The 24,620-nt window shown below is 32.4% G+C and carries 20 protein-coding genes; 16 read left to right on the top strand and 4 right to left on the bottom strand.

Going from position 1 to position 24,620, the window contains the following annotated elements; translation table 11 throughout:
• The first annotated feature begins 140 nt into the window (after positions 1–140).
• The 5 genes from MEVAN_RS02525 to MEVAN_RS02545 all read left to right on the top strand — a co-directional run bounded on the left by MEVAN_RS02525 (position 141) and on the right by MEVAN_RS02545 (position 5,768).
• The gene (locus MEVAN_RS02525) at positions 141–1,259 is read left to right on the top strand and encodes an iron ABC transporter substrate-binding protein (protein ID WP_011972305.1); all 1,119 of its coding nucleotides are present in this window, start codon (positions 141–143) and stop codon (positions 1,257–1,259) included.
• Between the two features lie 139 nt (positions 1,260–1,398).
• Positions 1,399–2,517, top strand: a complete 1,119-nt coding sequence (locus MEVAN_RS02530; RefSeq protein ID WP_011972306.1) for an iron ABC transporter substrate-binding protein — start codon at positions 1,399–1,401, stop codon at positions 2,515–2,517.
• Between the two features lie 177 nt (positions 2,518–2,694).
• Positions 2,695–3,828: an iron ABC transporter substrate-binding protein gene (locus tag MEVAN_RS02535; protein WP_011972307.1), complete on the top strand. Its 1,134-nt coding sequence runs from the start codon at positions 2,695–2,697 to the stop codon at positions 3,826–3,828.
• A gap of 117 nt (positions 3,829–3,945) precedes the next feature.
• Complete coding sequence (locus MEVAN_RS02540) at positions 3,946–4,995, top strand: FecCD family ABC transporter permease (RefSeq protein WP_011972308.1); 1,050 nt, start codon at positions 3,946–3,948, stop codon at positions 4,993–4,995.
• A gap of 14 nt (positions 4,996–5,009) precedes the next feature.
• On the top strand, positions 5,010–5,768 hold the full coding sequence (locus MEVAN_RS02545; protein ID WP_011972309.1) for an ABC transporter ATP-binding protein: 759 nt from the start codon (positions 5,010–5,012) through the stop codon (positions 5,766–5,768).
• A 53-nt stretch (positions 5,769–5,821) separates the two neighbouring features.
• Here the strand turns inward: MEVAN_RS02545 and MEVAN_RS02550 are convergent, their stop codons facing one another.
• On the bottom strand, positions 5,822–6,358 hold the full coding sequence (locus tag MEVAN_RS02550; protein ID WP_011972310.1) for a GNAT family N-acetyltransferase: 537 nt from the start codon (positions 6,356–6,358) through the stop codon (positions 5,822–5,824).
• Between the two features lie 114 nt (positions 6,359–6,472).
• Here MEVAN_RS02550 and hycI point away from each other — a divergent pair, with 114 nt between their 5' ends.
• The 3 genes from hycI to fucA are packed head-to-tail and all read left to right on the top strand — an operon-like array spanning position 6,473 to position 9,683.
• Positions 6,473–7,018 carry a hydrogenase maturation peptidase HycI gene (gene hycI / locus MEVAN_RS02555; protein ID WP_011972311.1) on the top strand — a complete coding sequence of 182 codons (546 nt, stop codon included), beginning with the start codon at positions 6,473–6,475 and terminating at the stop codon, positions 7,016–7,018.
• 8 nt (positions 7,019–7,026) lie between these two features.
• Positions 7,027–9,084 (top strand): ATP-dependent protease LonB, encoded by a 2,058-nt coding sequence (gene lonB, locus MEVAN_RS02560; protein ID WP_011972312.1) that lies wholly within the window; start codon positions 7,027–7,029, stop codon positions 9,082–9,084.
• 53 nt (positions 9,085–9,137) lie between these two features.
• Positions 9,138–9,683, top strand: coding sequence for an L-fuculose phosphate aldolase (fucA, locus tag MEVAN_RS02565; RefSeq protein ID WP_011972313.1), 546 nt, complete (start codon positions 9,138–9,140; stop codon positions 9,681–9,683).
• Positions 9,684–9,753: 70 nt separating this feature from the next.
• Here fucA and MEVAN_RS02570 read toward each other — a convergent pair whose 3' ends face one another.
• The 3 genes from MEVAN_RS02570 to MEVAN_RS02580 form a co-directional block, all read right to left on the bottom strand.
• Positions 9,754–10,029 carry a UPF0147 family protein gene (locus MEVAN_RS02570; RefSeq protein WP_011972314.1) on the bottom strand — a complete coding sequence of 92 codons (276 nt, stop codon included), beginning with the start codon at positions 10,027–10,029 and terminating at the stop codon, positions 9,754–9,756.
• A 139-nt stretch (positions 10,030–10,168) separates the two neighbouring features.
• Complete coding sequence (gene rpiA / locus MEVAN_RS02575; RefSeq protein WP_011972315.1) at positions 10,169–10,888, bottom strand: ribose-5-phosphate isomerase RpiA; 720 nt, start codon at positions 10,886–10,888, stop codon at positions 10,169–10,171.
• A gap of 145 nt (positions 10,889–11,033) precedes the next feature.
• Positions 11,034–11,486: an FKBP-type peptidyl-prolyl cis-trans isomerase gene (locus MEVAN_RS02580; protein WP_011972316.1), complete on the bottom strand. Its 453-nt coding sequence runs from the start codon at positions 11,484–11,486 to the stop codon at positions 11,034–11,036.
• Positions 11,487–11,680: 194 nt separating this feature from the next.
• Between MEVAN_RS02580 and mch the strand changes: the two genes are divergently transcribed.
• The 8 genes from mch to MEVAN_RS02620 all read left to right on the top strand — a co-directional run bounded on the left by mch (position 11,681) and on the right by MEVAN_RS02620 (position 24,579).
• Positions 11,681–12,652: a methenyltetrahydromethanopterin cyclohydrolase gene (gene mch, locus MEVAN_RS02585; protein ID WP_011972317.1), complete on the top strand. Its 972-nt coding sequence runs from the start codon at positions 11,681–11,683 to the stop codon at positions 12,650–12,652.
• Between the two features lie 169 nt (positions 12,653–12,821).
• Positions 12,822–13,943 (top strand): radical SAM protein, encoded by a 1,122-nt coding sequence (locus tag MEVAN_RS02590; RefSeq protein WP_011972318.1) that lies wholly within the window; start codon positions 12,822–12,824, stop codon positions 13,941–13,943.
• A gap of 420 nt (positions 13,944–14,363) precedes the next feature.
• Entirely contained in the window at positions 14,364–18,848 is a 4,485-nt protein-coding gene (locus tag MEVAN_RS02595; protein WP_011972319.1) for a hypothetical protein, read from the top strand.
• Between the two features lie 61 nt (positions 18,849–18,909).
• Positions 18,910–20,877, top strand: coding sequence for a hypothetical protein (locus MEVAN_RS02600; RefSeq protein WP_011972320.1), 1,968 nt, complete (start codon positions 18,910–18,912; stop codon positions 20,875–20,877).
• A 196-nt stretch (positions 20,878–21,073) separates the two neighbouring features.
• Positions 21,074–21,682 (top strand): hypothetical protein, encoded by a 609-nt coding sequence (locus MEVAN_RS02605; protein WP_011972321.1) that lies wholly within the window; start codon positions 21,074–21,076, stop codon positions 21,680–21,682.
• A gap of 311 nt (positions 21,683–21,993) precedes the next feature.
• On the top strand, positions 21,994–22,755 hold the full coding sequence (locus MEVAN_RS02610; protein WP_011972322.1) for an ABC transporter permease: 762 nt from the start codon (positions 21,994–21,996) through the stop codon (positions 22,753–22,755).
• Between the two features lie 18 nt (positions 22,756–22,773).
• Positions 22,774–23,538 carry an ABC transporter ATP-binding protein gene (locus tag MEVAN_RS02615; protein WP_011972323.1) on the top strand — a complete coding sequence of 255 codons (765 nt, stop codon included), beginning with the start codon at positions 22,774–22,776 and terminating at the stop codon, positions 23,536–23,538.
• A gap of 186 nt (positions 23,539–23,724) precedes the next feature.
• The gene (locus tag MEVAN_RS02620) at positions 23,725–24,579 is read left to right on the top strand and encodes a phosphate signaling complex PhoU family protein (RefSeq protein WP_011972324.1); all 855 of its coding nucleotides are present in this window, start codon (positions 23,725–23,727) and stop codon (positions 24,577–24,579) included.
• Positions 24,580–24,620: the final 41 nt, after the last annotated feature.

The following is a 24,620-nucleotide window of genomic DNA, read 5'->3' on the forward strand; positions in this document are numbered from 1 at the left end:
TAACGGTTTTAAACATTTATTTACTCCATTAATACTTTTTTTTCTAGTATGTGTATCATTTAATACATATCGAAACTTTTATGTACTCGATATTCCATTTATTTTGATTATATTAATTATATCTTTAAAAGGGTGAAAAAGTGTATAAAAAGGGAATTTTTGCAGTTATTATTTCAATAATGATTGCAGTTAGCTTTTCAGGTTGTGTTGATAATAATGCTGGAAATTCAAACGATGTTTCTAAAACAATAACTATTCAAGATATGGCTGGAAGAACAGTTGAAATTCCGGAAAATGTTGAAAAAATTGTTTGTAGCGGTTCTGGAACTTTGAGACTTGTTACATACATTCAAGCATTAGATATGTTAGCAGGTGTTGAATCTTGTGAACATGCGGAAATAAAGGGTTCGGGAAAACCGTACCATATTGCAAATATTGAATACTTTAAAACGTTACCTGTAATTGGTACTCAGCACGTTGAAAATTTAAATCATGAAAACGTAATCAAGGTAAACCCTGATGTTATAATAATTTCATATTCAGAAGCAAGTGTTGCTGATGGAATTCAGGAAAAAACAGGAATTCCAGTTATAATTATTAACTACGGTGAATTTGAATCATTCTGTGATAAAGACCTTGTTGGTTCACTTACGCTACTTGGTAAAGTATTAAATAGAGAAAAAAGAGCAGCAGAAGTTATAAAATTCTTTAGTGATTCTGAAAAAGACATTCAAAATAGAGTTAAAGGTGTTTCTGATAGCGAAAAACCTACCGTATATATTGGAGGACTAAGTGCAAGAGGAGCACATGGAATACACAGTACTTCAAGTCAGTATGCGCCATTTGAAGCTTTAAAAGCTAAAAACGTTGCTTCAAGTCTTGAACTAAAAAAGCAGATTTTTGTTGACAAAGAAAAAATTATAGAATGGAATCCTGAAATTATTTTTATTGATGCAGGCGGATACAATTTAATAAGTGAAGATTACAATAAAAATCCCGATTATTACAACACATTAAGTGCATTTACAAACGGTAAGATTTACACAACGTACCCTTACAACTATTATACAACAAATTTCGGTACTGCATTAGCAAGTACGTACTATATTGGAACAGTATTATACCCTGAACAGTTTAAAGATATTAATCCAGACGAAAAAGCTGATGAAATATACGAATTTTTAGTTGGAAAACCAGTATATACTGTACTTTCAGAAAATTACCCTGGTTTTCAAAATGTTAACTTTTCAAAACAGTAAATAATTTTTATTTTTATTTTTATTTTTTTCGAATTTTAAACCAGTTCAATTTTTCTTTAATTGAATTAATCGATAAACTTATACGCTTGGCTACCGCAAATAATACTGTATTTTTTTTAATCGTAATTAAGGTGAGATATTGGTTAATAAAATAATATCCATTTTAACCCTTTGCATCATAACTTTTGTACTGGGGTTTTCAGGATGTATTGAAGGTATTGAAGAAGATATAGAAAATAATGTTGAAAAAATTCAAATTATAGATATGGTTGGAAGAACTGTTGAAGTTCCAAAAAATGTTGAAAAAATTGTATGTAGTGGTCCAGGATGCCTAAGACTCATTTGCTATATGGATTCAGTGGATAAAGTTATAGGAATTGAATCTTTTGAAAGTAATGACTATATGGGAAGACCATATAGAATTGCAAACCCCCAATTTTCAAGTCTCCCCATAATTGGAAATGGCGGTCCAAGAGATATTAATGTTGGGCCCGACCCTGAAAAAGTAATGACCATAATGCCTGATGTTATATTCATAACATATATGGAAGCAGGTAAAGCTGATGAATTACAGAGAAAAACGGGAATTCCGGTTGTAGTTTTAACATATGGAACGTTTGGAACATTTGAAAATGAAAAAGTATTTGAATCATTTAATATACTTGGAAAAATCCTTGAAAAAGATAAAAGGGCAGTTGAAGTATCTTCTTTTATAGAAGAAGTTCAAAAAGACCTCGATGAAAGAACTAAAGATATTCCAGAAAGTGAACGGCCTAGTGTTTATGTTGGGGCTATTGGATACCAAGGAACGCAAGGAATTGATAGTACTGAAGGGTCATACCCTCCACTTGAAGCCGTAAATACTAAAAACATTGCAAAAAATGCATCAACAGCTCATATTTTCATAAGCAAAGAAAAATTAATAGAATGGAACCCCGAATACATATTTATTGATGGCGGAGGAAGTTTTAAAGTAAAGGAAGATTATAATATCAATCCAGATTACTATAATTCGCTTGATGCATTTAAAAACGGTAATGTATACCTTCTTTTGCCATTTAATCATTATATGACAAATATTGGAACTGCACTTGCTGATTCATACTATATTGGAAAAGTACTTTATCCAGAAGAATTTTCAGATATCGATCCTGAAGAGAAAGCTGATGAAATATACAAATTTTTAGTTGGAAAAGAAGTGTATAATGTTATGAAAGAAGAATACGGCGGCTTTAAAAGAGTCGATTTTTTAAACTGAAATAAAATATAAATTTCTTTTTTTATGACGTTTTTTAATTTAATTTAAATATTCACTTTTTTGATATTTAGTATTACTAAATTTTTATTTTTATCTAAATTATACTAATTAAATCGAAAGTTATATCTATTATTATTACTTATTTTTTAAAAGTATTATTAAAAAATAGGTGGTGCAGTGTATAAAAAAATAGCCAGTGTAGTTTTAATGTCGCTTTTAATAGCAACACTCGGAATTTCAGGCTGTATTGATAGTTCAGAGCCTCATTCTGATTTAAAAATAGATTCTAATAAAATTATCGTAATAGATGATGCTAAGCGAACTGTTGAAGTTCCAAAAAATATTGAAAAAATAGCAACGTTAAATGGAGCACTTCGTGAGGTAGTTTATTTTGGTGAACAAGAAAAGGTAATAGGCCTTGAATTTAGGGAGTCTTCTCAAAAAACTACTGGAGCATTTCCTTCAAGTTTTGACCTTCCATATATTATTGCATACCCAGAACTTAGAAATTTACCTCCGATAAGAACTGGTTCAGATATAAACTTTGAAGGAATTTTAAAAGCTCAGCCCGATGTAATAATAATTGGAAGCTTTTCAAAAGCTGATGCAGATTCCCTTCAAGAAAAAGTAGGAATTCCAGTTGTAGTCATATATGTTGATTCAATTGGAACCGATGCTCAAAACCAAAGGTACTTTGAATCAGTGGAAACCCTTGGAAAAGTACTTAGAAAGGAAAATAGGGCTAAAGAACTAATTTCACTTTTTAAAGGTTACGAAGATGACCTTAAAAATAGGGTAAAAAATATTCCAGAAAGTGAAAGGCCAACCGTTTATGTTGGTGGAAGAGCATATAATGGGGCCCATGGAATTTTAGGTACTGACCCAAAGTGGCCACCATTTACATTAATTAATGCAAATAATATCGCATCAGGTCTTTCAGACGAAAGTATGGGAATTTACATAAGTAAAGAAGAATTGCTAAATAAAAATCCCGATTACATTTTCTTAAGTGCTGCTTCAAAACATAAAATTTCAGAGGATTTAAAAGAACCCACATATAAAGAACTCTCCGCATTTTCAAATGAAAACGTTTACATGGTTCCACCATATTGCTGGTATTTCTTTAACAAAGAACATGCACTTATAAACGCTTACTTTATAGGTTCAATAGTATATCCTGAAGAGTTTAAAGATATTGTAATTGAAGAAAAAGCTGACGAAATATATAAAAATTTCCTTGGAAAACCAATATATGATGAAATAATGACCCACGCCTTTTTTGTAGGTCATAAAAAAATGGAAATTGATTAATAATCAATCTTACTTTTTAATACTTTTTTAATGGTTTATATATATGTAATATTAACTAATTATTTATATGCAAGAATAATAACTATTTATTAATTTTACTATCGATTATGTGATAATATGGAAAATGTTACTAATAACTACAAAAAATTCACTGCTAAAAAAATTTTATTTGGAATTATACTTTCTATTGTATTGATTTTACTAATCATATACGCACTTTGTAGCGGAGATTACCCGTTAACAATATCCCAAATTATAAGTGCCCTTTTAGGAAATGAAAGTGGCCCTGTAAACCTTGTTATATGGAATATAAGGATTCCAAGAATACTAGCTGCAATAATTTGTGGAATTGCACTTTCAACTGCTGGTGCAGTTATGCAGTGTACTTTAAAAAACCCGCTTGCGTCACCATTTACACTTGGAGTTTCACAAGGCGCAATGTTTGGTGCTTGTCTTGCAATAGTGTTTTTTGGAGTTGGAAGTTCAACAAGTGCCGGTAAAATATCCGTAATAAGCCACTATCCGATAACAGTATTTGCATTTTTAGGTTCATTACTTGGAGTAGCTGCAATATTACTCATTTCAAGGTTAAAAAATCTTGCTCCTGAAGCCCTTGTACTTGCAGGGGTTGCAGTAAGTTCACTATTTACGGCTGGAACAACACTTCTACAATACTTTGCAGACTCCATACAACTTGCAGCAATGGTTTACTGGTCTTTTGGAGACCTTGGAAGGCCCCTTTGGCCAGAAGTAAAGATTATGGCGGTTGTAACTACGATTTCATTAATCTACTTTATATATAAAAGGTGGGATTACAATGCCCTTGAAAGTGGGGAAGAAACTGCTAAGTCATTAGGCGTACATACTGACAGAGTAAGAATCATGGGGATGTTATTTTCCTCCCTTGTAACATCAGTTTGTGTTGCATTCTTAGGTATAATAGGATTTGTAGGCCTCATATGTCCACATATTGTAAGAATAACTGTTGGCGGGGATTATAGACATTTAATTCCACTTTGTGCACTATTTGGTGCAATACTCGTACTTGCCGCAGATACTTTTGCTAGAACCATTATTTCGCCGATAGTACTTCCAGTAGGTATTTTAACCTCGTTTTTAGGGGCCCCAATGTTTTTGTACTTACTTATGAAGATGTATAAAAAATAATTAAGGTGGTAAAAATGATAGTTTCAGTAGATGACGTTGAATTTAAATATAAAAGTATCCAAATACTAAAAGACGTCAAATTTGAAGTAAAAAGTGGTGAAATTGTATCCATTTTAGGAATAAACGGGGCAGGAAAGACTACATTAATGAAGTGTATAAATAAAATACTTGCTCCAAAAAAAGGAACAATCCTAATTGAAAATAGCGATTTAAGCAAAATAAATAGACATGATCTGGCAAAAAAAGTAGGATATGTCCCTCAAAGGTCAAATGGAAACTTTATGACCGTATTTGATTCTCTTCTTTTAGGTAGACGACCGCATATAAAATGGGAAGTTTCAAAAAAAGACATTGAAATTACTGAAAACGTACTTAAACTTCTTGACCTTGAAAAATACGCACTTAGAAATACCAATGAATTAAGCGGTGGAGAACTTCAAAAAGTAATAATCGGGCGAGCCCTTGTACAGGAGCCACAAATAATATTACTTGATGAACCTACAAACAATCTCGACTTGAAAAACCAGCTTGAAGTCATGAAAATATTAAAAGAAGTTTCTAAAAAGAATAACATTACATCAATAATAGTAATGCATGACATTAATTTATCTTTACGATATTGCGATAAATTTTTAATGCTAAAAGATGGAAGCGTATTTGCAGAAGGCGGAAAAGAAATAATAACTTCGAAAAATATCATGGAAGTATATGGCGTAAATACGCAAGTTCATGAGTTTAATGGCCATCTTACGATAATTCCTGAAGAAAGTTAATAAAAATGTATTTACTTAAAATTACGCATAAATAACTAAAAATACCTAGCTACTCATAAATATTTCCTCATTACAATGCCATCAGAATTATTTTCATCTTCAAAAAATTCTTTTATTCTAAATACTTCTTTAAATCCGTTTTTTTCATAAAGATTTATTGCAGCAGCCCAGTTTACTGAAACTGTAAGTATCATTGATTTTAATAGATATTTTTTCGTAATCTGTTCAATTAATTCTAAGAATAATAATTTTCCATAGCCTTTTCCACGATATTTTTTTAAAACGCCGATTGATGAAATATATAATTCATTTCCTGAGTTTTTATGTAATGAGGTAATATCATGATCTAAATCAAACATTTTTTCATCTATTTTTTTAGAGTATTCCCATAATTCAGAAGAAATATATCCAAAAATTTCATTACCATATTCTAAAACTAAAAAACCGTCTGGAAAAACTAAAAGTCTATTTAATATCACGCTTTCACTTTCAAAAACATTTTTGCTAAATGAGTCGTGTTCGATATCCATGATTTTTTTAATATCTTCTTTTTTTGCCGTTCTTATGACTATTTTTTCCAGAAAAAACACCCCGATTATATTTTAAAAAATAACACAGTTTATATATAGTATTGTAATCAAGTATCTAATATATATAAAAGAGGCTACTTTTGCATAATTTAGCTACTTTAATTGGTGAGATTTTTGGAAGATATAATATCAAAAATTAGCTCGTTTATAAAACAATCTAACAAACTTGTTATCCTTGGAATTGGAAATTATTTAAAAAGTGATGATGGATTTGGAATATATGTTATTGAATCGCTTGTAAAAAACTATGAAAAATCGTTTAAAGATGTAAACTTAGAAAAAGAAGTGAATATAATAACGGATAGATTAACTTTGATAAATTCTGGAGTAGTTCCAGAAAATTTTACCGATGTTTTAAAACGTGAAAATCCAGATAAAATAATAATGATTGATGCCGCATTAATGAAACAAAAGCCCGGAACTTTAAGGATTGTTGAAAGTGAAGAAATTTCTGAAACCGGATTTTCAACACATGCACTTCCACTTACAATAATCATTAAATATATAAAGTCATACATAAATACCGAAATATTAATAATAGGTATAGAACCTACTGACCTCACATTTGGGGAGCCTTTATCGGGAATTATAAAGGAAGAAGCTGATAAATTTTCAGAAATATTTATTAAAGAACTTGATTCTTTTTTATTAAACTCTTAAGGTGAATTATGTTTTCCATAAAATTTAACACGACAGAAGATTTACCTGAACCTTCACCGGACTTAATAACCCAAGTAATTGGGCAGGACGAAGCCGTTAAGGTAGTATTAAGTGCTGTAAAAAACAAAAGACATGCATTACTACTTGGAGACCCCGGAGTAGGTAAATCAATGATGGTAAAAGCATTTGGACAGCTTTTAGAACATTCTGGCGAGTTTAGGCCATATTCAATAATTGCAAGGCCGAATATGAAAAACTCGGAAAAACCGCTAGTTGACATGATTGAAGGACATTTGATTGAAGAAACTTCTGAAATAGAGCGCCCTAAAATGATGAAACAACCGCCAAGCATATTTACATTGCTTTTTGGAATAATAGCTTCATCACTTATATTAAGTTACATTCTAAATAATCTTTCAGACCCGTCATCTAAATTTGCAGTAATTGCAGCAATTTCAGTAATAGGTTCCCTTTTAGTATTCTTAATATTATTCCTAAATATTTTTGGAGCAACAAAAGCTTCAATGCCAAATTCAATAAGCCCTGCTGACATTAAACCCGTAATACTTTATGAATGTAAAAAAAGACCGCTTGTTAGAGCAAGTGCATACAACACTACAAAATTACTTGGAGATATTAAACACTGCCCTTTAGGCGGAAAACCACCTATTGGAACTCCCCCGCATAAGAGGGTAATTTTAGGTGCAATTCATGAAGCGCATAAGGGTATTTTGTACGTTGATGAAATTAAAACAATGCCTGTTGATGTTCAGGACTACATTTTAACCGCACTTCAAGATAAACAGCTTGCAGTTAGTGGACGAAATCCTAATTCAAGTGGAGCTTCAGTTGAAACTAATCCAATACCATGTGACTTTACTTTAATAATGTCTGGAAACATGGACGATGTCAGTAATTTAAGGGCGCCACTACTTGATAGAATCGACTATAAGGTCGTTTTAAGAAACAAAATGGAAAACAATCAAGAAAATAGGGATAAATTACTCCAATTTATAGTTCAAGAAATTAAAAATAATAATTTAAGACCAATGACATATGACGCATGTTGTGAAATAGTAAAACTGGCACAATTACTTTCTGGTTCAAAAAATAAGCTTACATTAAGGTTAAGGCAAGTTTCAAACATTATAAAAATGGCAAATGATATTGCAGTTGGAAAGGAACTTTCCGAAAGTATTGCAGAACTTTCTGAACAGGCAGTAATTATTGAAACGTCAGTTGCTCAAACTACTGAAAAGAAAAGCAATAAAAGGATAATGAATGTTGTTGAAAAATTCAAACCTTCTAAAAAAGCAGAACCAAAGGACGAAACACATGAAATGAAAGTTGTAAAAAAAGCTGTTCCAAAGAAAGAAACTGCAATAATTGAATTAAAGCATATAAACGAAATTATAGATTCTGGAATATACAGTATGTCAAAGCAAGTTGGAATAGACTATTTAAAAAATTTCAAAAGATATAAAAACATCGTTTCAAATGACGTTCCAAAAGTTGGAGTAATACATGGGCTTGCAGTTTTAGGTTCTGATGGGCTTGGAGACGTTACAAAAATAATTACAAAAATTGTAAAATCAAAAAATCCAAGGACAAATCTATTAAATATCAGCGGTGACCTTGCAAAGCATAGTATTACTTTAGCCTCCGCACTATCTAAAAAATTAGTATCCGATAAAACATTAAACATTACAAAAACTAAGGAAGACCTAGATTTAGCCGAACATGAAATATACATACAATTTAGCCAATCCTATTCAAAAATTGACGGGGATTCTGCAACCGCAGCTGCATGCTTAAGTATTATATCCTCACTCCTAAATATTCCGTTAAAACAGGATTTCTGTATTACTGGAAGCCTTGACTTAAACGGCGACATTCTTGCAATTGGAGGAGTAAATGAAAAAATAAATGCTGCAAAAGAATACGGATTTAAAAGGGTAATAATTCCAAAATCAAACCTTGAAGACGTGATTGACACTGAAAGTATTAGGGTAATTGCAGTTGAAAAACTCGAAGAAATTATTCCACTGGTTTTTGAATTAAACTAGTTAAATCTATTGAAAACTAATTAATATATTACAACTTTTTTTGGTGATTTTTCTTGGATTTAAAAGAATTTATAAAAATATGCCATTTATTATATGATAGAAAATATGTAGTTGGCTCAGGCGGAAACGTTAGTTTAAAAAAAGATAATTTAGTATACATAACGCCAACAGGGTCTATTTTAGGTTTTTTAAATGAGGAAGATATTTGTGTTGTTGATATTGCTGGAAAAATTATAAAAGGAAAGCCTACTTCAGAATTAAACATGCATTTAGAGATTTATAGAAATAAACCGCACGTAAATGCAGTCGTTCATACGCATTCAATGTACTGTACTGCATTTTCAGTTTTAGATAAGAAATTAGAACTTTATACGCCTGAAGCTGAAATTTTCCTTAAAAAAATAGGTTACGTTGACTACTGCCCTTGCGGAACGTTAGAACTTGCAGAGTGCGTCTCTTCGTGTAATGAAGACGTTTTAATATTGAAAAAACACGGCATAGTTACGCTTGGAAGTACTTTAACTGAAGCATATATTAAAACAGAAGTTTTGGAAGAAATTGCCAAGTTAAATCATATAGTAATGTCTTTTGATAAATAATCGTTCTAAAAATTTAAATCTTTTTTTAAGAATTTAAATCTAAATTTAAAATAAACTAAAAATTGAAAATTTAATTTTTAATTGTTTCAAGTTCACTTACAATACTCCATATCTGAGTTCTCGTGTGAATTGGCATATTAGGGTCATCGCTAATGTCGTCTAAATATTGGATTGCAGTAGCACTTCTTACAATTAATTCCTGTTCTTCATTATTTAGTGCGGCTTTTGCATTGTCTGCTGCAGCCCTGATGTTTCTAGGAACCGTTGTATCTTCAATAATTTCTTCAAGCATTCCTGAAATATTTTTAAACTTGTCTGCTGAGGATAATTTTTTTGGGCTAAACATGGTTTCACCTCTTTTGGCCCGTGTTTAATTAAAAAAACTGTAAATTCAACTAATTGCATAATATGATTAATGCATGTCATATTTAAAGATTGAGGTTAAATGAAAAATAAAGAGTTTTTTAATGAAAAAAAGTCTTAAATTATTTCTTTAAAACTTCAACTTTTTTGGAAGTTCCAATAAGTACTTTATCGCACTTTGTAAATATCCCGTTTTCCAAAACTCCCGGAATACTGTTTAGCATTGTTTCGGTTTCTTCTGCATCTTCAATGTTTATAAATACATCTATTATCATGTTTCCATTGTCAGTAATTACGGGGCCCATCTTTCCAGAACCTGACCTTATTGCAGGTGCCGCATTAATTTTTAAAAGTTTACTTAAAACAGTTGAATACGAAAAAGGGATTACTTCTAAAGGAACAGGGGTGTTTTCACCAAGTGAATCAACCATTTTACTTTCATCCGCCAAAACTACAAACTCTTTTGCATAATAATCAACAATTTTTTCCATTGTATGGCATCCACCCCCGCCCTTTATTAATGAAAAAGTCTTTTTATCAATTTCGTCTGCCCCATCTATTGCTATATCAATTTCACCACATTGATCCAGTGAAATTAATGGAATTCCAGACTGATTTGCCATCATTCTTGAGTCAAATGACGTTGGAACGCCATAAATATAAAGTTCTTCTTCAATAACTCGTTTTCCAAGTTCTTGAATGAATAAATTTGCAGTTGAACCAGAACCAAGTCCTACAACCATCTCATCTTTTATAAGTTTTGCAGCTTCTTTTGCAACTTTTATCTTTAGTGAATCGGAATCTATTGATACCTCTTCGTCAGATTTTTTAGGTTTTGCCATAAAATCACCAGAAATTTCTAAAAAACAGTTTTAATGAAAAAATAGTTTATTAAATAGTATATGATTATAATTTCTATTATGACTTTTATTAAATCTTATAGGTTTTATTCAGTTCAAGTTTTAGAAATATTAGACTTAAACTAAATTAAAATTTTTTTACAATTTTAATTGTAAATTTTAATGTTTCCCCAGCTAATTCGTGGTTAAAGTCAAGTGCTACATCTTCATCAGTTACTTCTAAAATTACTGCTGGTTCATCACCTGCAACAATTACCATTCCTTCTTCAGGTTCAAAATCTGCTTCGTCAAATGCATCAATTGGAACTCTTTCAATTAACGATTCATCCCTAAATCCGTATCCTTTTTCAGGAGAGATTGTAACTGTTACTTCTTCCCCTACATTAAGACCTAAAACTGCTTCTTCAAATCCTTGGATTAATTGCCCCTCACCAACAACAAATTCTAACGGCTGGTATGGTCTTTCTTCCTCATAAATCCCTTCTTCTTTTGCTACTGCTTCAATTGACGTATCAAAAACTTCTCCTTCATCAAATCTGCCCGTATAATCGACCAATATTCTATCTCCTTTTGTAATCAAAAAAATCAACTCCTAGCTCAATATGTGACTATCTATCAAATAAACAATATAATATATATAGCTTATTATGGCGCTATTTTCTACACTAACTCTGTAAATTACTCTTTTTAATACCACTTTTTTAAATCAAATCAAAAGTTATAAAAATTAAAAACGGTGTTTAAAAATTAGAATTAAAAAAAGGTGGAACAAATATGGTCAGCGTAAATCTATCATCTTTACCAATTGTACTTGACATGATTAATAGAAATGATGATTTAAATATTCAAGTTATTAAATTAGAAAACGGTGCAACTGTTTTAGATTGTGGCGTAAATGTTACGGGAAGCTTTGAAGCTGGAAAATTGTTCACTAAAATATGTCTTGGTGGACTTGCCCATGTTGGAATAAGCATTTCAGGAACACTCGATAATAAAATGGTTTTACCATGCGTAAAAGTAAAAACATCACACCCTGCTGTTGCAACACTCGGTGCACAAAAAGCAGGATGGAGCGTGAGTGTTGGAAAATACTTTGCAATGGGTTCTGGCCCTGCAAGAGCATTGGCAATGATGCCTAAAGTCACATATGAGGAAATTGAATATCGGGATGACGCTGATGTTGCAATCCTATGTTTAGAAGCTTCAAAACTTCCTGACGAAAAAGTTGCAGATTACGTTGCTCAAAAATGTGGTGTAGATGTTTCAAAAGTATACTTACTCGTTGCACCTACTGCTTCAATTGTTGGGGCAGTTCAAATTAGTGGTAGAGTTGTTGAAAATGGAACTTACAAAATGTTAGAAGCACTTCACTTTGATGTAAGAAAAGTTAAACTTGCAGCCGGTATTGCACCAATTGCACCAATAATTGGCGATGATTTAAAAATGATGGGTGCTACAAACGACATGGTTCTCTATGGTGGAAGAACATTCTATTACATTAAAAGTGATGAAGGAGATGATATTGAAGCATTATGTAAATCATTGCCATCATGTTCCGCCCAAACGTACGGAAAACCATTCTTGGAAGTATTTAAAGAAGCAAACTACGATTTCTACAAAATTGACAAAGGAATGTTTGCTCCAGCAGTAGTTACAATTAATGACCTTAGAACTGGTAAATTAGTTACACACGGTAATACGAACATTGACGTACTTAAAAAATCATTAAAGTATACGGAAATCTAATTGCTCTAATGTAGATTATGAATTAATGTAAATTATAAATATAACTTTTAATATCTTTTTTAAAATATTTCAATTTAGTAAAATTTCAGTTTATTAAAAATTCCAATTGTTAAACAATTATTAAAATTTACGAAAAATATCTATTTTTGATCATTTGGGTGTTACTTTTATGATATTAAATTTAAACGAAAAAAACATGGCTCTTGGATGTAAGTACTGTATTAAGGGGGAAAAACTCGTATTATATATCACTGGTTTATGCGAAGAATCTTGTTATTATTGTCCCCTTTCAGAAAATAGGAAAGGAAAAGATGTAATTTATGCAAATGAAAGAAAAATAAACTCCGTTGAAGAAGCTATTTTAGAATCAAAATTATGTGGGAGTAAAGGCGTAGGAATTACAGGTGGAAATCCGCTTTTAAGAATTGAAAGAACTGCAAAATATTTAAAAGCACTGAAAAACGAATTCGGTAGTAATTTTCATGCACATTTATACACCACTCCAACATTTATAAATGAAAATAACCTAAAAATTTTAAAAGATGCAAATTTAGATGAAATAAGGCTTCACCCATCAAAATTATTTGAAAATTGTAAAGAATTTAAAGAGTTTAATACGAAAGAATTCTTAGAAAAGTTAATATTGTGTAAAAAATACATTAACGATGTTGGAATAGAAATTCCTGGAATTCCAAAATTTGAAGAAGAAATCCTTAAATTAGCGAGTGATGTTGAAAAAATAGGTGTCAATTTTTTAAATATAAATGAATTAGAGTATTCCGAAACAAATTATTTACTATTAAAAGAAAGAAAGTTTAAAGAAAAAGATGATGTATCTTCCGGAATACTTGGAAGTGAAAAAACTGCTTTAAATGTTTTAAAAAAGTTTAAAGGAAATTTAAAAATTCACTACTGCCCTTCTTCATTAAAAGATGGAGTTCAGATGAAAAACCGACTTATAAACCGGGCTAAAAATGTTGCAAAGCCTTATGAAATAATTACAGAAGAAGGACTTTTAATAAAAGGAATAATCTTATTTAAAAAAATTGAGGATATTTCAAATATCATAGAAACACTGGAAAAAAATAATGAAAATTTTGAAATTCTAGATGAAAAGATATATTTAAACTCAAAAGCCCTTGAAAATTTAATTGAGAACCTTAAAAAAGAAAATTTCAAATTCAATTTCAGTGCATATATTTCAGAGTACTACCCGACATCCGACAAACTAGAAGTTGAAAGAATCCCTCTTGTTACAAAAAAACCAAACATAAAACTAAAAAAGAAATAATACGGCTACTTTTTTAAATTTTGATTAAAGTAAATTAATATTAAACGTACTAAAATACATTTAATTTTTAAAATTAAGTTTTATAACATTTTAAATAGATAATAATCCACAATTTTAAGATATATCTTTTAATTATCATTTTTTATGCCTTTATTTTAAATTCGGGAATTTCGAAAGGTTTAAAAAGTCTATTTACCATAGATTTGATTGGGGAAATTAGAAGGGGAGAGTTTAATGCCGTAAATACTTCATCTTAATGGTCTTAATTAATGGGGAATATTATGAGGCATTTCAAAACCATTGGTGCAAAATAAAAGTTAAATTGCCAAATTAACATGTAATATCCAATTATTCTTTAAAATGCACCAAAATAACGATTAAATGAATTAGGATACTTGCTATAAAACCAGGGGTGGTTTTGTGAATAAAAAATCAGCGAGAGCGCTGTTTTTAGTATTAGTTATGGTGCTCTCGAATATGGGGGGAGTCATGGCTCTCAACCCTACAACCAGTGGCTGTGTTGATTGCGGCACTTCAAACGGGAATAGCGGTTCGGGAACCATTATAATTGATTGTGATCAGTGCAATACTGACGGAAGATGTTTTAATGTAGCTATTACCTCACCAGCAGATATGTCTGAATGGTGCGACCTTGTTCCAATTAGTGGAACAATAGTACCTTGTGCTCATGACACTATTGGCTGTGCTGACTATATAGTAGTTTATTCAAAATACTTGGGAGACTATGAATGCCTTCCGGGAAATGCAAGTTCAATTGCAAATACGGGTTCAGGATGGGACTACGTAGGTAGCGACACAACTTTAGAAGGAGAATGTCCTACACTATGGGGATTAGACTGGCCAATTTGCTGCGAAATTGATGGATGGTATGTATTAAGAGCAATACTCTATAATGGATGCGATGTTCAAGTCGGATGTCCATCAGATCCAGTATATGTATACTTCGATAAAGGGGTTATGGTAAGCCTTGCATTACCTGATACATTATACTGTGGAGGAGTTATTGAAGGATGTTTAAATCAAACCTGTGACTGCGTTGATTACATATTAATCACTGCAGAATACATGGGAGATATGCCAAAATGCGAACCATGTATGCCTACAAGAACATATGTTATAGACAGAGCAGAGTTTAAAAGCGCAATGTGCTGTGACTACACGTTTGACGTATTTTTCAATGATTTATACTGCGAAGGAGAATATAAAATAACTGCTACGCCATATGCGGACTGTACTGATAACTGCATTTACGATGGCGTTCAAATTGGGGAAAGTTACGTAGGATACCTCGAAATTATAAGAGGAGATGTATGCTTTGAAATACTTTGTCCTGCACCAGTTTCACCTGAATGTGGAATGACGCTTTGTGGGCCGATTAATTTTAAAGGTATATTAAACGACCCTTGTAGCGGGGCAAAATATATCGAGTTTTACGCTGAAAAAACAGGCGAATATAATTGGTGCTCTGGAGCATGTTATGAATCATGTAATGCATGTGATGGAGAAGAAATTATAAGCTTTGACATTAAACCTACAAACTTACCTGAAAATATCTGTCCAAAGTGTGGAACTACAATGAATCCTATAATTTGTGGCCCATGTGGTGGAACAATTCAAGGATACAAATGTCCAAACTGCCCTTCAAACCCGGGTAATCCTAACGGTGGAACGGGAGTTTCAGAGTGTATTTGTCAAAATCCTGCTGACCATGGCAAGTATATTTCTAAATCAGCATTAGAAAATATGATTTACCTTGGAAGCACGTATGCTACAATGCCAAACTGGTCATTTGTTACAAATGAAATGTGTAATCTTGATTCAGGATGCTATAAAGTATATGCTGTAGTAATTGACAGTTGTGAATGCGATGAAGAATATAGATATGATGACATTTCATTTGCATACTGTAATGAGAGAGAGTTAACAATAGAACTTGATGACTGCATAGTAACTGAATGCATAGATGGAGAAGAATGTACTAAAATATACAAAGTAAAAAGTGGAACGGTAACTGCGAGAGGAAATATTACAGTTCCAACATGCTGGATAAACTATCCTGAATACGTAGGTCTTGAATACAGCCTTGGACAAATGCAAATATGTGGCCCAATTATTTGGGGCGATTGGATACCTGCAAGCTGTATTGACGGGTCAATTACGTGGAATAACGATGGAGAATGCCTTAAATCAGGTGTTTGGGAAACTACATGGTGTACTCCAGAAGATATTGAAAGCAAATATTTTGTAAAAGTAAGAGGAGTTGCAAAAGAAGGATGTGGGGAATTCTATTCTGGAGACATTAAAACAAGTATTTACAACAAGTTTGACGTTAACATATTTGACCCATGCGAAGGAAATACAATATACAACGGTAAAGTTATAAGAGGATTTGTATGGGCGGAATACGATGGATATGGTGGAATGTTAAGTAAAAACGTATGTTTACCTGACCACGTAGATTTATACTGGAGACCATACGGAGCCCAACACTGGGCCCCAATGGATAGCGCATTTTTACACTGGAAAAATTCTGAACAGTATATCGACTTTATGGATTACGGAATAGACCCTGGAATGCCAAAATTACCTAAACTTAACTACAAGTGGGGTAACTGGGCATACTGGGACGTTACATGGACATCATGCATGGTAAACTGCGTAGATAATGGGCACTACGAGATAAAAGCAGTTGTAGAACCCTGTATAGATGATGAATGTGGAACATTTGAACGTGCAGAATACATTATTGATGTATGGGTAGACGATACATCCGGTGTCATGATATCCAAACCATTTGACGGACAAACTGTATGCGATAACTTATGGGTATACGGTACTGCAGTTGGTGCAGGAGTTACAAATGTAGACTTCTACGTGTCAACCGACAACGTTACGTGGACACTCTATAAAGAAGACATCGATGTAAACGTAAATGATGGAAGATGGAAAGCACCACTTAACACTTGCTGCTTTGAAGATGGGCCACTCTACTTAAAGGCTGTTGTAGTTGGGCCGTGTGACATTAGCGAAAGTACAATTATGGTAAACGTGCTAAACGCTATAGAAATGGATCTTACATGCCCTAACGATTGCGTATGCTACGTAAACGGCGACAAAATGCCAATAAGGGGGACATTAACTGGTTGTGATGTAGATAATAGGGTAGAAAATGTAAAAGTATACATGGGTGCAGGTAACGGCCAACTTATTGGAATAATTCCTGCTAAAGACTTTAGATACGTTGGAGATGGAGTATGGGAATGGGGAATGTGTTTTAACCCATGTGTTTTAAACGGCGGTTCAACACAGCTTATCGCTAGAGCAACATACAGGTGTGGAAATAACTACTTTAACATCGATACTGGCCCACAAAGACCAGTTATACAGCATGATCCAAACCTTAAAATAATTGATATTACTGGGCCTGGAAGCAGTCCATCAGTTGGCGGAACTGTTTCAATAGAGGGTACTTTAGAAGGAACATGTATTGACTACCTAACATTTGAATACAGGAAAATATGTGAACCAAATGGGCAACCACTAAGCGATTGGATGCCATTCCCTGGAGTTAGCGTATTAACTGTTCCGGAAATGTGCATGTGTGAAATTTGCATGTGGACTTTTGACATAGATACGTGTGGAATGGATGGACTATACGAAATAAGGGTCAAAGCATTTGGCTGGCCATGTGGTGAAATAGCCTCAGATACTGACTTTATACGGATAAATAATAAAATTGGAATTACGCTAGATGTTCCTGCAATAAATTCAGGAATAAAAAGTGGAACTATTGAAGTTTCAGGTACAGTTGAAAACTGCCCTGTAATTGACAGAATAGAACTTTATTACGTATTAAATGGAGATTTCTTCTTAATTAGTGATGAAATTACATGTAGTAATGAAACTTGGAGTTACATGTGGGACACCACAACTGTAGCAAACGGAGGATACTGCCTTATTGCTTACGCATACGATGATGATTGCGACAGTATGGCGTCATCAAAAACGAGAGCCATTTGTATTGAAAATAATGGAGTACCTCCAGTAATAAACGAAACAAACGACACGATATTTAGAGAATGTGTAAAAATAGAAACAGTGTGTTATGTACCATGCACAATGCTTAGAGTAACATTCAACGATACAGTATCAATTAATGATTCATATAACCCTGCAAGTCCATTAGATGGATTTGAAATTAATTACGGAAACTTCGGGCCAAATCCAACAATGGAAGAGGATGCAACAGATGACCATGTAATAATAATTAACTTGGGAACTGGTTACGTTATCACGCCAGGAGTTACCGAAATAAAACTCAAGCCAAATCAAACTGCAATACTCGGTCCAAATGGAATTCCTATTGTAGACTGTAGTGCTGAATTAAAAACAATTCCTCAAGCTCAGAACAGTGGTAATTCTGAAAATTCCGGTGTAATAACACTTGGAAACATGAAAATGTTTTCAGTACCTTGTAAAGTAAATACTGGGCAGATGGTTGGAGATGCAGGCGTTAATAACGGTGCATTTGTAAAATTCACCAATGGAAAATGGGAAGCTGTTAGTGAATTCAAACCATTAGAAGGCTACGTATACATTGGTACCTTTGAAGGAGATATGCCAATATATATAGAACCATTATTACCAACTGACACACCACCTGAAATACAATTAGCTTCAGGATGGAACCTTGTCGGGGTAAATACTTACGGAGGATCTTTCGATCCAGTACCATGTAATGAATTCCTTGGAACTGCACCCATTAGTAAATTATTAGAATTCAGTTCCAGCGGATGGTTAAAACTCAATGGTGGAAGTAACCTTGTACCAACTAATGCATATTGGGCATATGCTGATTCAGGATGCAGTTTTGCCGGACAATAATTAACAACAATGGCTGAAAATTAAATTCAGCCATTCCTCTTTATTAGGGGGTGTGATTTACATGAAAAAGCTATTTACTTTATTATTGGTAGTTGCACTTGTTTCCAGCATGAGTATGGCATCCGCCACAGGAGGAATTCCACAATTGCCTCAAAATTTTTACGGTGGAGTATATTTAAATGATCTTCCTGCATCTGGAACGTTAAAACTACTCATAAATGGTGTAGAAGAAGACCATGTTGTAGTTACTAATGGTGTATTTGGTAAAGGAATATTAGATAAAAAATTAACTGCTAGTGGAAAATCAGGAGATAAAATCACTTTTTCATTTCAATCTAGCGGATATACAATAAATTCAGCTTACACGATATATCTTGTAAGTTCTAGTAAATATGTTTCGGATATTGACTTTCAGTCCGGAGTAAACACCGAAATCGTATTAAAATTTAATGGTACGGGAAGTAGTGATCCAGGAAGTAGTGATCCAGGAAGTAGTGATCCAGGAAGTAGTGAACAATCAATGCCATTAAATCCTGAATTATTCTACGGTACTGCTAAATTAGGAGACTCAAATGCTTTTGGAACACTAAAAGTTTATGTTGATGGGGTGCTTCAAGACTCAATCGTAGTCCAAAATGGGGCATTTGGAGGCCCTGGGCCACTCAATACTAAATTAATTGCAACGGGATACGTTGGAAAAACTAATGAAGTTAAATTCTCGCTTGAATCAGATGGTAAAACATATAATGGCTTTACTGCAAAAGTAGGGGATAATACATATACAAATAAACTTCCATACGTTGAAGCAACAGTATGCCTTATCGAATTAAAATTCTCAAATTCGGAAAATACTGGAAATGGCGATAATTCAGGAACTAATCCAATAAATGGGACTAATAATTCTGGAATGCCACTTAATCCAAATATATTCTACGGTACTGCTAAATTAGGAGACTCAAATGCTTTTGGAACACTAAAAGTTTATGTTGATGGGGTGCTTCAAGACTCAATCGTAGTCCAAAATGGGGCATTTGGAAATTCTTGCGTACTCGCAGATAAATTAATTGCAACGGGATACGTTGGAAAAACTAATGAAGTTAAATTCTCGCTTGAATCAGATGGTAAAACATATAATGGCTTTACTGCAAAAGTAGGGGATAATACATATACAAATAAACTTCCATACGTTGAAGCAACAGTATGCCTTATCGAATTAAAATTCTCAAATTCGGAAAATACTGGAAATGGCGATAATTCAGGAACTAATCCAATAAATGGGACTAATAATTCTGGAATGCCACTTAATCCAAATATATTCTACGGTATAGCATATTTAGGCACATCGTTACCGTCAAGTACATTAAACGTTTACGTTGATGGGGTGCTTCAAGACTCAATTGAACTTAAAACTGGAGCATTTGGAGGCCCTGGCCCACTTGATGATAAATTAATTGCAACGGGATACGTTGGAAAAACTAATGAAGTTAAATTCTCGCTTGAATCAGATGGTAAAACATATAATGGCTTTACTGCAAAAGTAGGGGATAATACATATACAAATAAACTTCCATACGTTGAAGGGCAACATTACATAATTATTACATTCACGACATCAACAGAATCGTCAGATACTGGAAATGGCGGTTCTAGCGGAGGAAATACCGGCGGTGGCTCTAGCGGAGGAAATACTGGTGGAGGAAATACTGGCAGTTCTACTGTATCTGGAACTACATCAACAGTTAGTACATCTAGCACTAAAACCGGCTCAAATATGGAAACTTCAACAAAAACCAGCACATCAGGTAGTGCAGTTGAACCTTCAGACTCAGAAACCACGCCTAAAACAAGTGTTTCGGAAATCTCAACAGCTGATGATGGATCAGGCGAACAGTCTGCATTACTTCAACAGGAAAGTTCATTGACTGGGCTTAATTTGTCACTTACGGTTGCTGCAATACTCTTGATATCCATTGCATTAATTGCTGGATGGTACCATTCAAAAGCCAAACCTGAAGTTGTACATAATTAACATATATTCTTTTTTTAACATTTTAAAAATATATTGGGGTTATTTTTTATATTAAAAGCATTTTTAAAGAGTTATAAAAATTTTAATTTCAGCTTTTTTTAAATATTAAAAACATGTTGCACTTTTTTTCCGAACAAATTCGATATATATAATAATAAAAACTTATTTAAAATAGTATTATTTATTTGGTGAAAACATGAAAAAAATAAGTTTAATTCTTTCAATTATTCTATTGAGTAGTTTTTGCCTTTGTACTGAAAAAAATAGTAACGATTTATTTGAGTACAGCGACAGTACTGTATTTATGGTAACTGTTGGCGAAAACAAGGTTCCAATAGAATTAAGAGCAAAAATTAACGATTCATTTACTACATTATTTAAAAATACGGATAAAAATGAAATAAAAAGTACGTATTATAGTGAAAATCATGAAATAATATATATTGAATACGATAGGTCGCTCCCTGCGGCAGAAGGAGGCGTTAGCGTTGCAGATTTAAAATTGAAATTAATATGGGCAAACAGTTACTTTAACCCTCATGTTATAATTGTTCCTGGAGATTTAACTGAAAATGGAACTTATGCGGATATATTTTATAAAGATGGAAGTATTGAATCTACCTTTTTGAATAACGAACATGTGGATAAAGTTAAAAATAGCAATAAAACAATTGTAATTGATTTTCAAAGAACTGAAAATCCTGCAACAATTGAAAAATATAATAATACATATATTATCGAAGGAAATTCGCTAATAGAACTTGATAAAGCAGAATCAATGTTTATAATTGCACTTCTTTCATAATTCATAGTTACCATACTTCATAACTATTTCTTTTTCTTTTTATACAATTAAAATTAAATTATAATTTTTAAGTTTTTTTCGTAATCGAAAATGAAGTACTAATTTTATTCGAATAAGTAAACATTTTTTGCGTTAAATGTTTTAGTTTTAAATACTTAAAAGATAGGTATATTTTTAAAAGAGTTTATTGGGCTAAATCGTATTAAAATGTTTAAATGCTGCAAGCTTTTCAAGCATTTTTATTTATTCCCCATAATATATGCACTACATAAATTTGCGGTTGAAATACCGGATTTCATTTGGTGAATTTAATGAAAATATTAAAAAACCTTGCAATACCACTTTTAGGAATTTTGGCATGGGAATTTCTTGCAATTTACTTAAATAATCAAGTAATACTGCCCAAAGTTGAAAGTGTTGTAAATATATTATTAAACCCTGGCGTTGGGCTACTTGGAACTGGAAATTTAGTTGAAAATACGATTATAAGTATTAAAAGAGTTTTAATCGGGTTTTTTATTGCAGCAATGGTTGCAATTCCTCTTGGAATTTTAATGGGGTATTATTCAATTGTAAATGAATTAATTGACACCCCAATAGAACTTTTAAGGCCAATTCCCCCACTAGCATGGGTTCCATTGGCACTAGCATGGTTTGGAATAGGCGAATCTTCAATGCACTTTATAATTTTTATAGGCGCATTTTTTCCAATTCTATTAAATACCATTTCTGGCGTTAGAAGCGTTCCATTAATAATGATTGAAGCTGCAAAAACGCTTGGAGGAACCACTAAACATATTTTAAAAAGTGTGGTAATTCCAGCGTCTTCTCCGGATATTTTAACTGGTTTACGAGTTGGAGTAGGTATTGCATGGATGTGTGTCGTTGCAGCAGAAATGCTTCCTGGAAGTGATGCTGGACTTGGATATTTAATAATGTATGCATATTTACTAAGTAGAATGGATGTTGTAGTAGCATCAATGATTGTAATTGGAATAATTGGAATATTATTTGATAAAGGATTAAGATTTATCGAAAAAAGATACTTTAGCTGGAAAAAAATGATAAAATGATTATTGGACGGATAAATCATGTCAGTTTTAGAATTAAAAAATGTAGTTAAAAAGTTTGGAAATGATAAAAAAGAGATTCTTGCAGTTGATAACGTAAATTTAACGGTAAAAAAGAACGAATTTATATCACTAGTTGGCCCAAGTGGTTGCGGCAAATCAACAGTTTTAAGAATGATTGCAGGGCTTGAAGCCCCCAGTTCTGGCGGGATTTACCTTGATGGGGAAAAAGTTTTGGGTCCCGATGCAGATAGGGGTATGGTATTTCAGCAATACACCCTCCTCCCTTGGAAAACCGTTCTTCAAAATGTAACGTTCGGGCTTGAAATTAAACAAATCTCTAAAAAAGAAAGAACTGAAATTGCGAAAAAATTTCTAAAAATGGTAGGATTAGATGAATTTTCCGAGTCTTACCCTTATGAATTAAGTGGCGGAATGCAGCAACGTGTTGCAATTGCAAGAACCATTGCAAACGATCCTAAGGTTGTATTGATGGATGAACCTTTTGGAGCATTAGATACGCAGACAAGAACTATGCTTCAAGATCATCTTTTGAAAATATGGGAAAACGAAAAAAAGACGATTATTTTTGTAACTCATAGTGTCGATGAAGCGGTTTATTTATCGGATAAGGTTATTATAATGACTGCAAGACCTGGGAAAATAAAAAAAATTATTGACATAGAGTTAGATAGGCCAAGAAAAAGGACTAGCGGAGAATTTATAAAATACCGGAAAATGATAATTGAAGAACTAAAGGCAGAAGTTTTAAAAACTTACGTATAAAATATAGTTTAAGTAAAGTATAGTTTAAGTAATTTTTAAATCTAATTAAGTTTTAAAATATGCTAAATTCAAGTTTTAAATTAATAAATCGTGTTTTAAAATTGTTTATATACTTGGAGAAATATATTCTTTTTTAACGAACTATTATTCTAATAATATGATATTTAATATACAAAATGTGATATGATGCTAAGGGGAAAAGAAGCAACTCTCGCTGCAATAATTACAATAATTATGGAAGAAGAACCCGAAACTCAGGACGATATTGCAGAAAAGCTAAACGTTAGTAGAAGATACGTTGCAAAGCTTTTAAAACCTCTTGTAGATGAAGGGGCAATAAGACATCCTTATGTAGTAAATCTTGAAAAGCTTAAAAATTTTGAAGAATATTTAGAGACCGATAAATTTTTTAAAGAAATTTCAGATACTTTCGATAAAATGGGTACAAACGTTATATATAATGCCGAAAAAGTATTTGAAGCTTTAAAAAAGCAGGATATCGATTCTGCAAAGAACGTAATTCTTGAAGATTATGCACTAAATCGAATGGAAGATGAGGTAAATATCGTTTTAAGAATGAATGCTTCAAAACATCTTGATATGGATAGCTTAATGCAAGTGTCAAATATTGCTGCAAATATTGAACGTTGTGGGGATTATCTTTCAAATATCGCAGAAGAAGTAGTAAACGGGCTTTTAGTGGAGCCTTTAATATATTTAGAAATTTTTGAACTTCATGAAATTATAGTTAAAATGTTTAATTATGCAATGGATATGGTAAAACATCAAAAAATAAATACTGAAATTTATGAATTGGAATTAAAATTACATGAAAAGCTCGACATAATTCTTGAAAAGCTTAAATCAGAACGTGTTAAAAAATCAGAAAATATTAACCAATTTATCCAATTTGGAATGTTTTTAAAGGATGTTGAAAGATTTGGTGATAGATGCCTTAAAATATTTGAATTAGGGCGTGAATTCCATCATAAAATCCCGCAAAATAAGAAAATTCCGGAATCTTTTAGAAATATAAAATAAGTTTAACGTATCCATAACTTAATAATTAAATTTATCCAAGT

Origin of the sequence: Methanococcus vannielii SB, from assembly GCF_000017165.1 — an archaeon.
Classification (GTDB): Archaea; AGJL01; Methanococci; order Methanococcales; family Methanococcaceae; genus Methanococcus; species Methanococcus vannielii.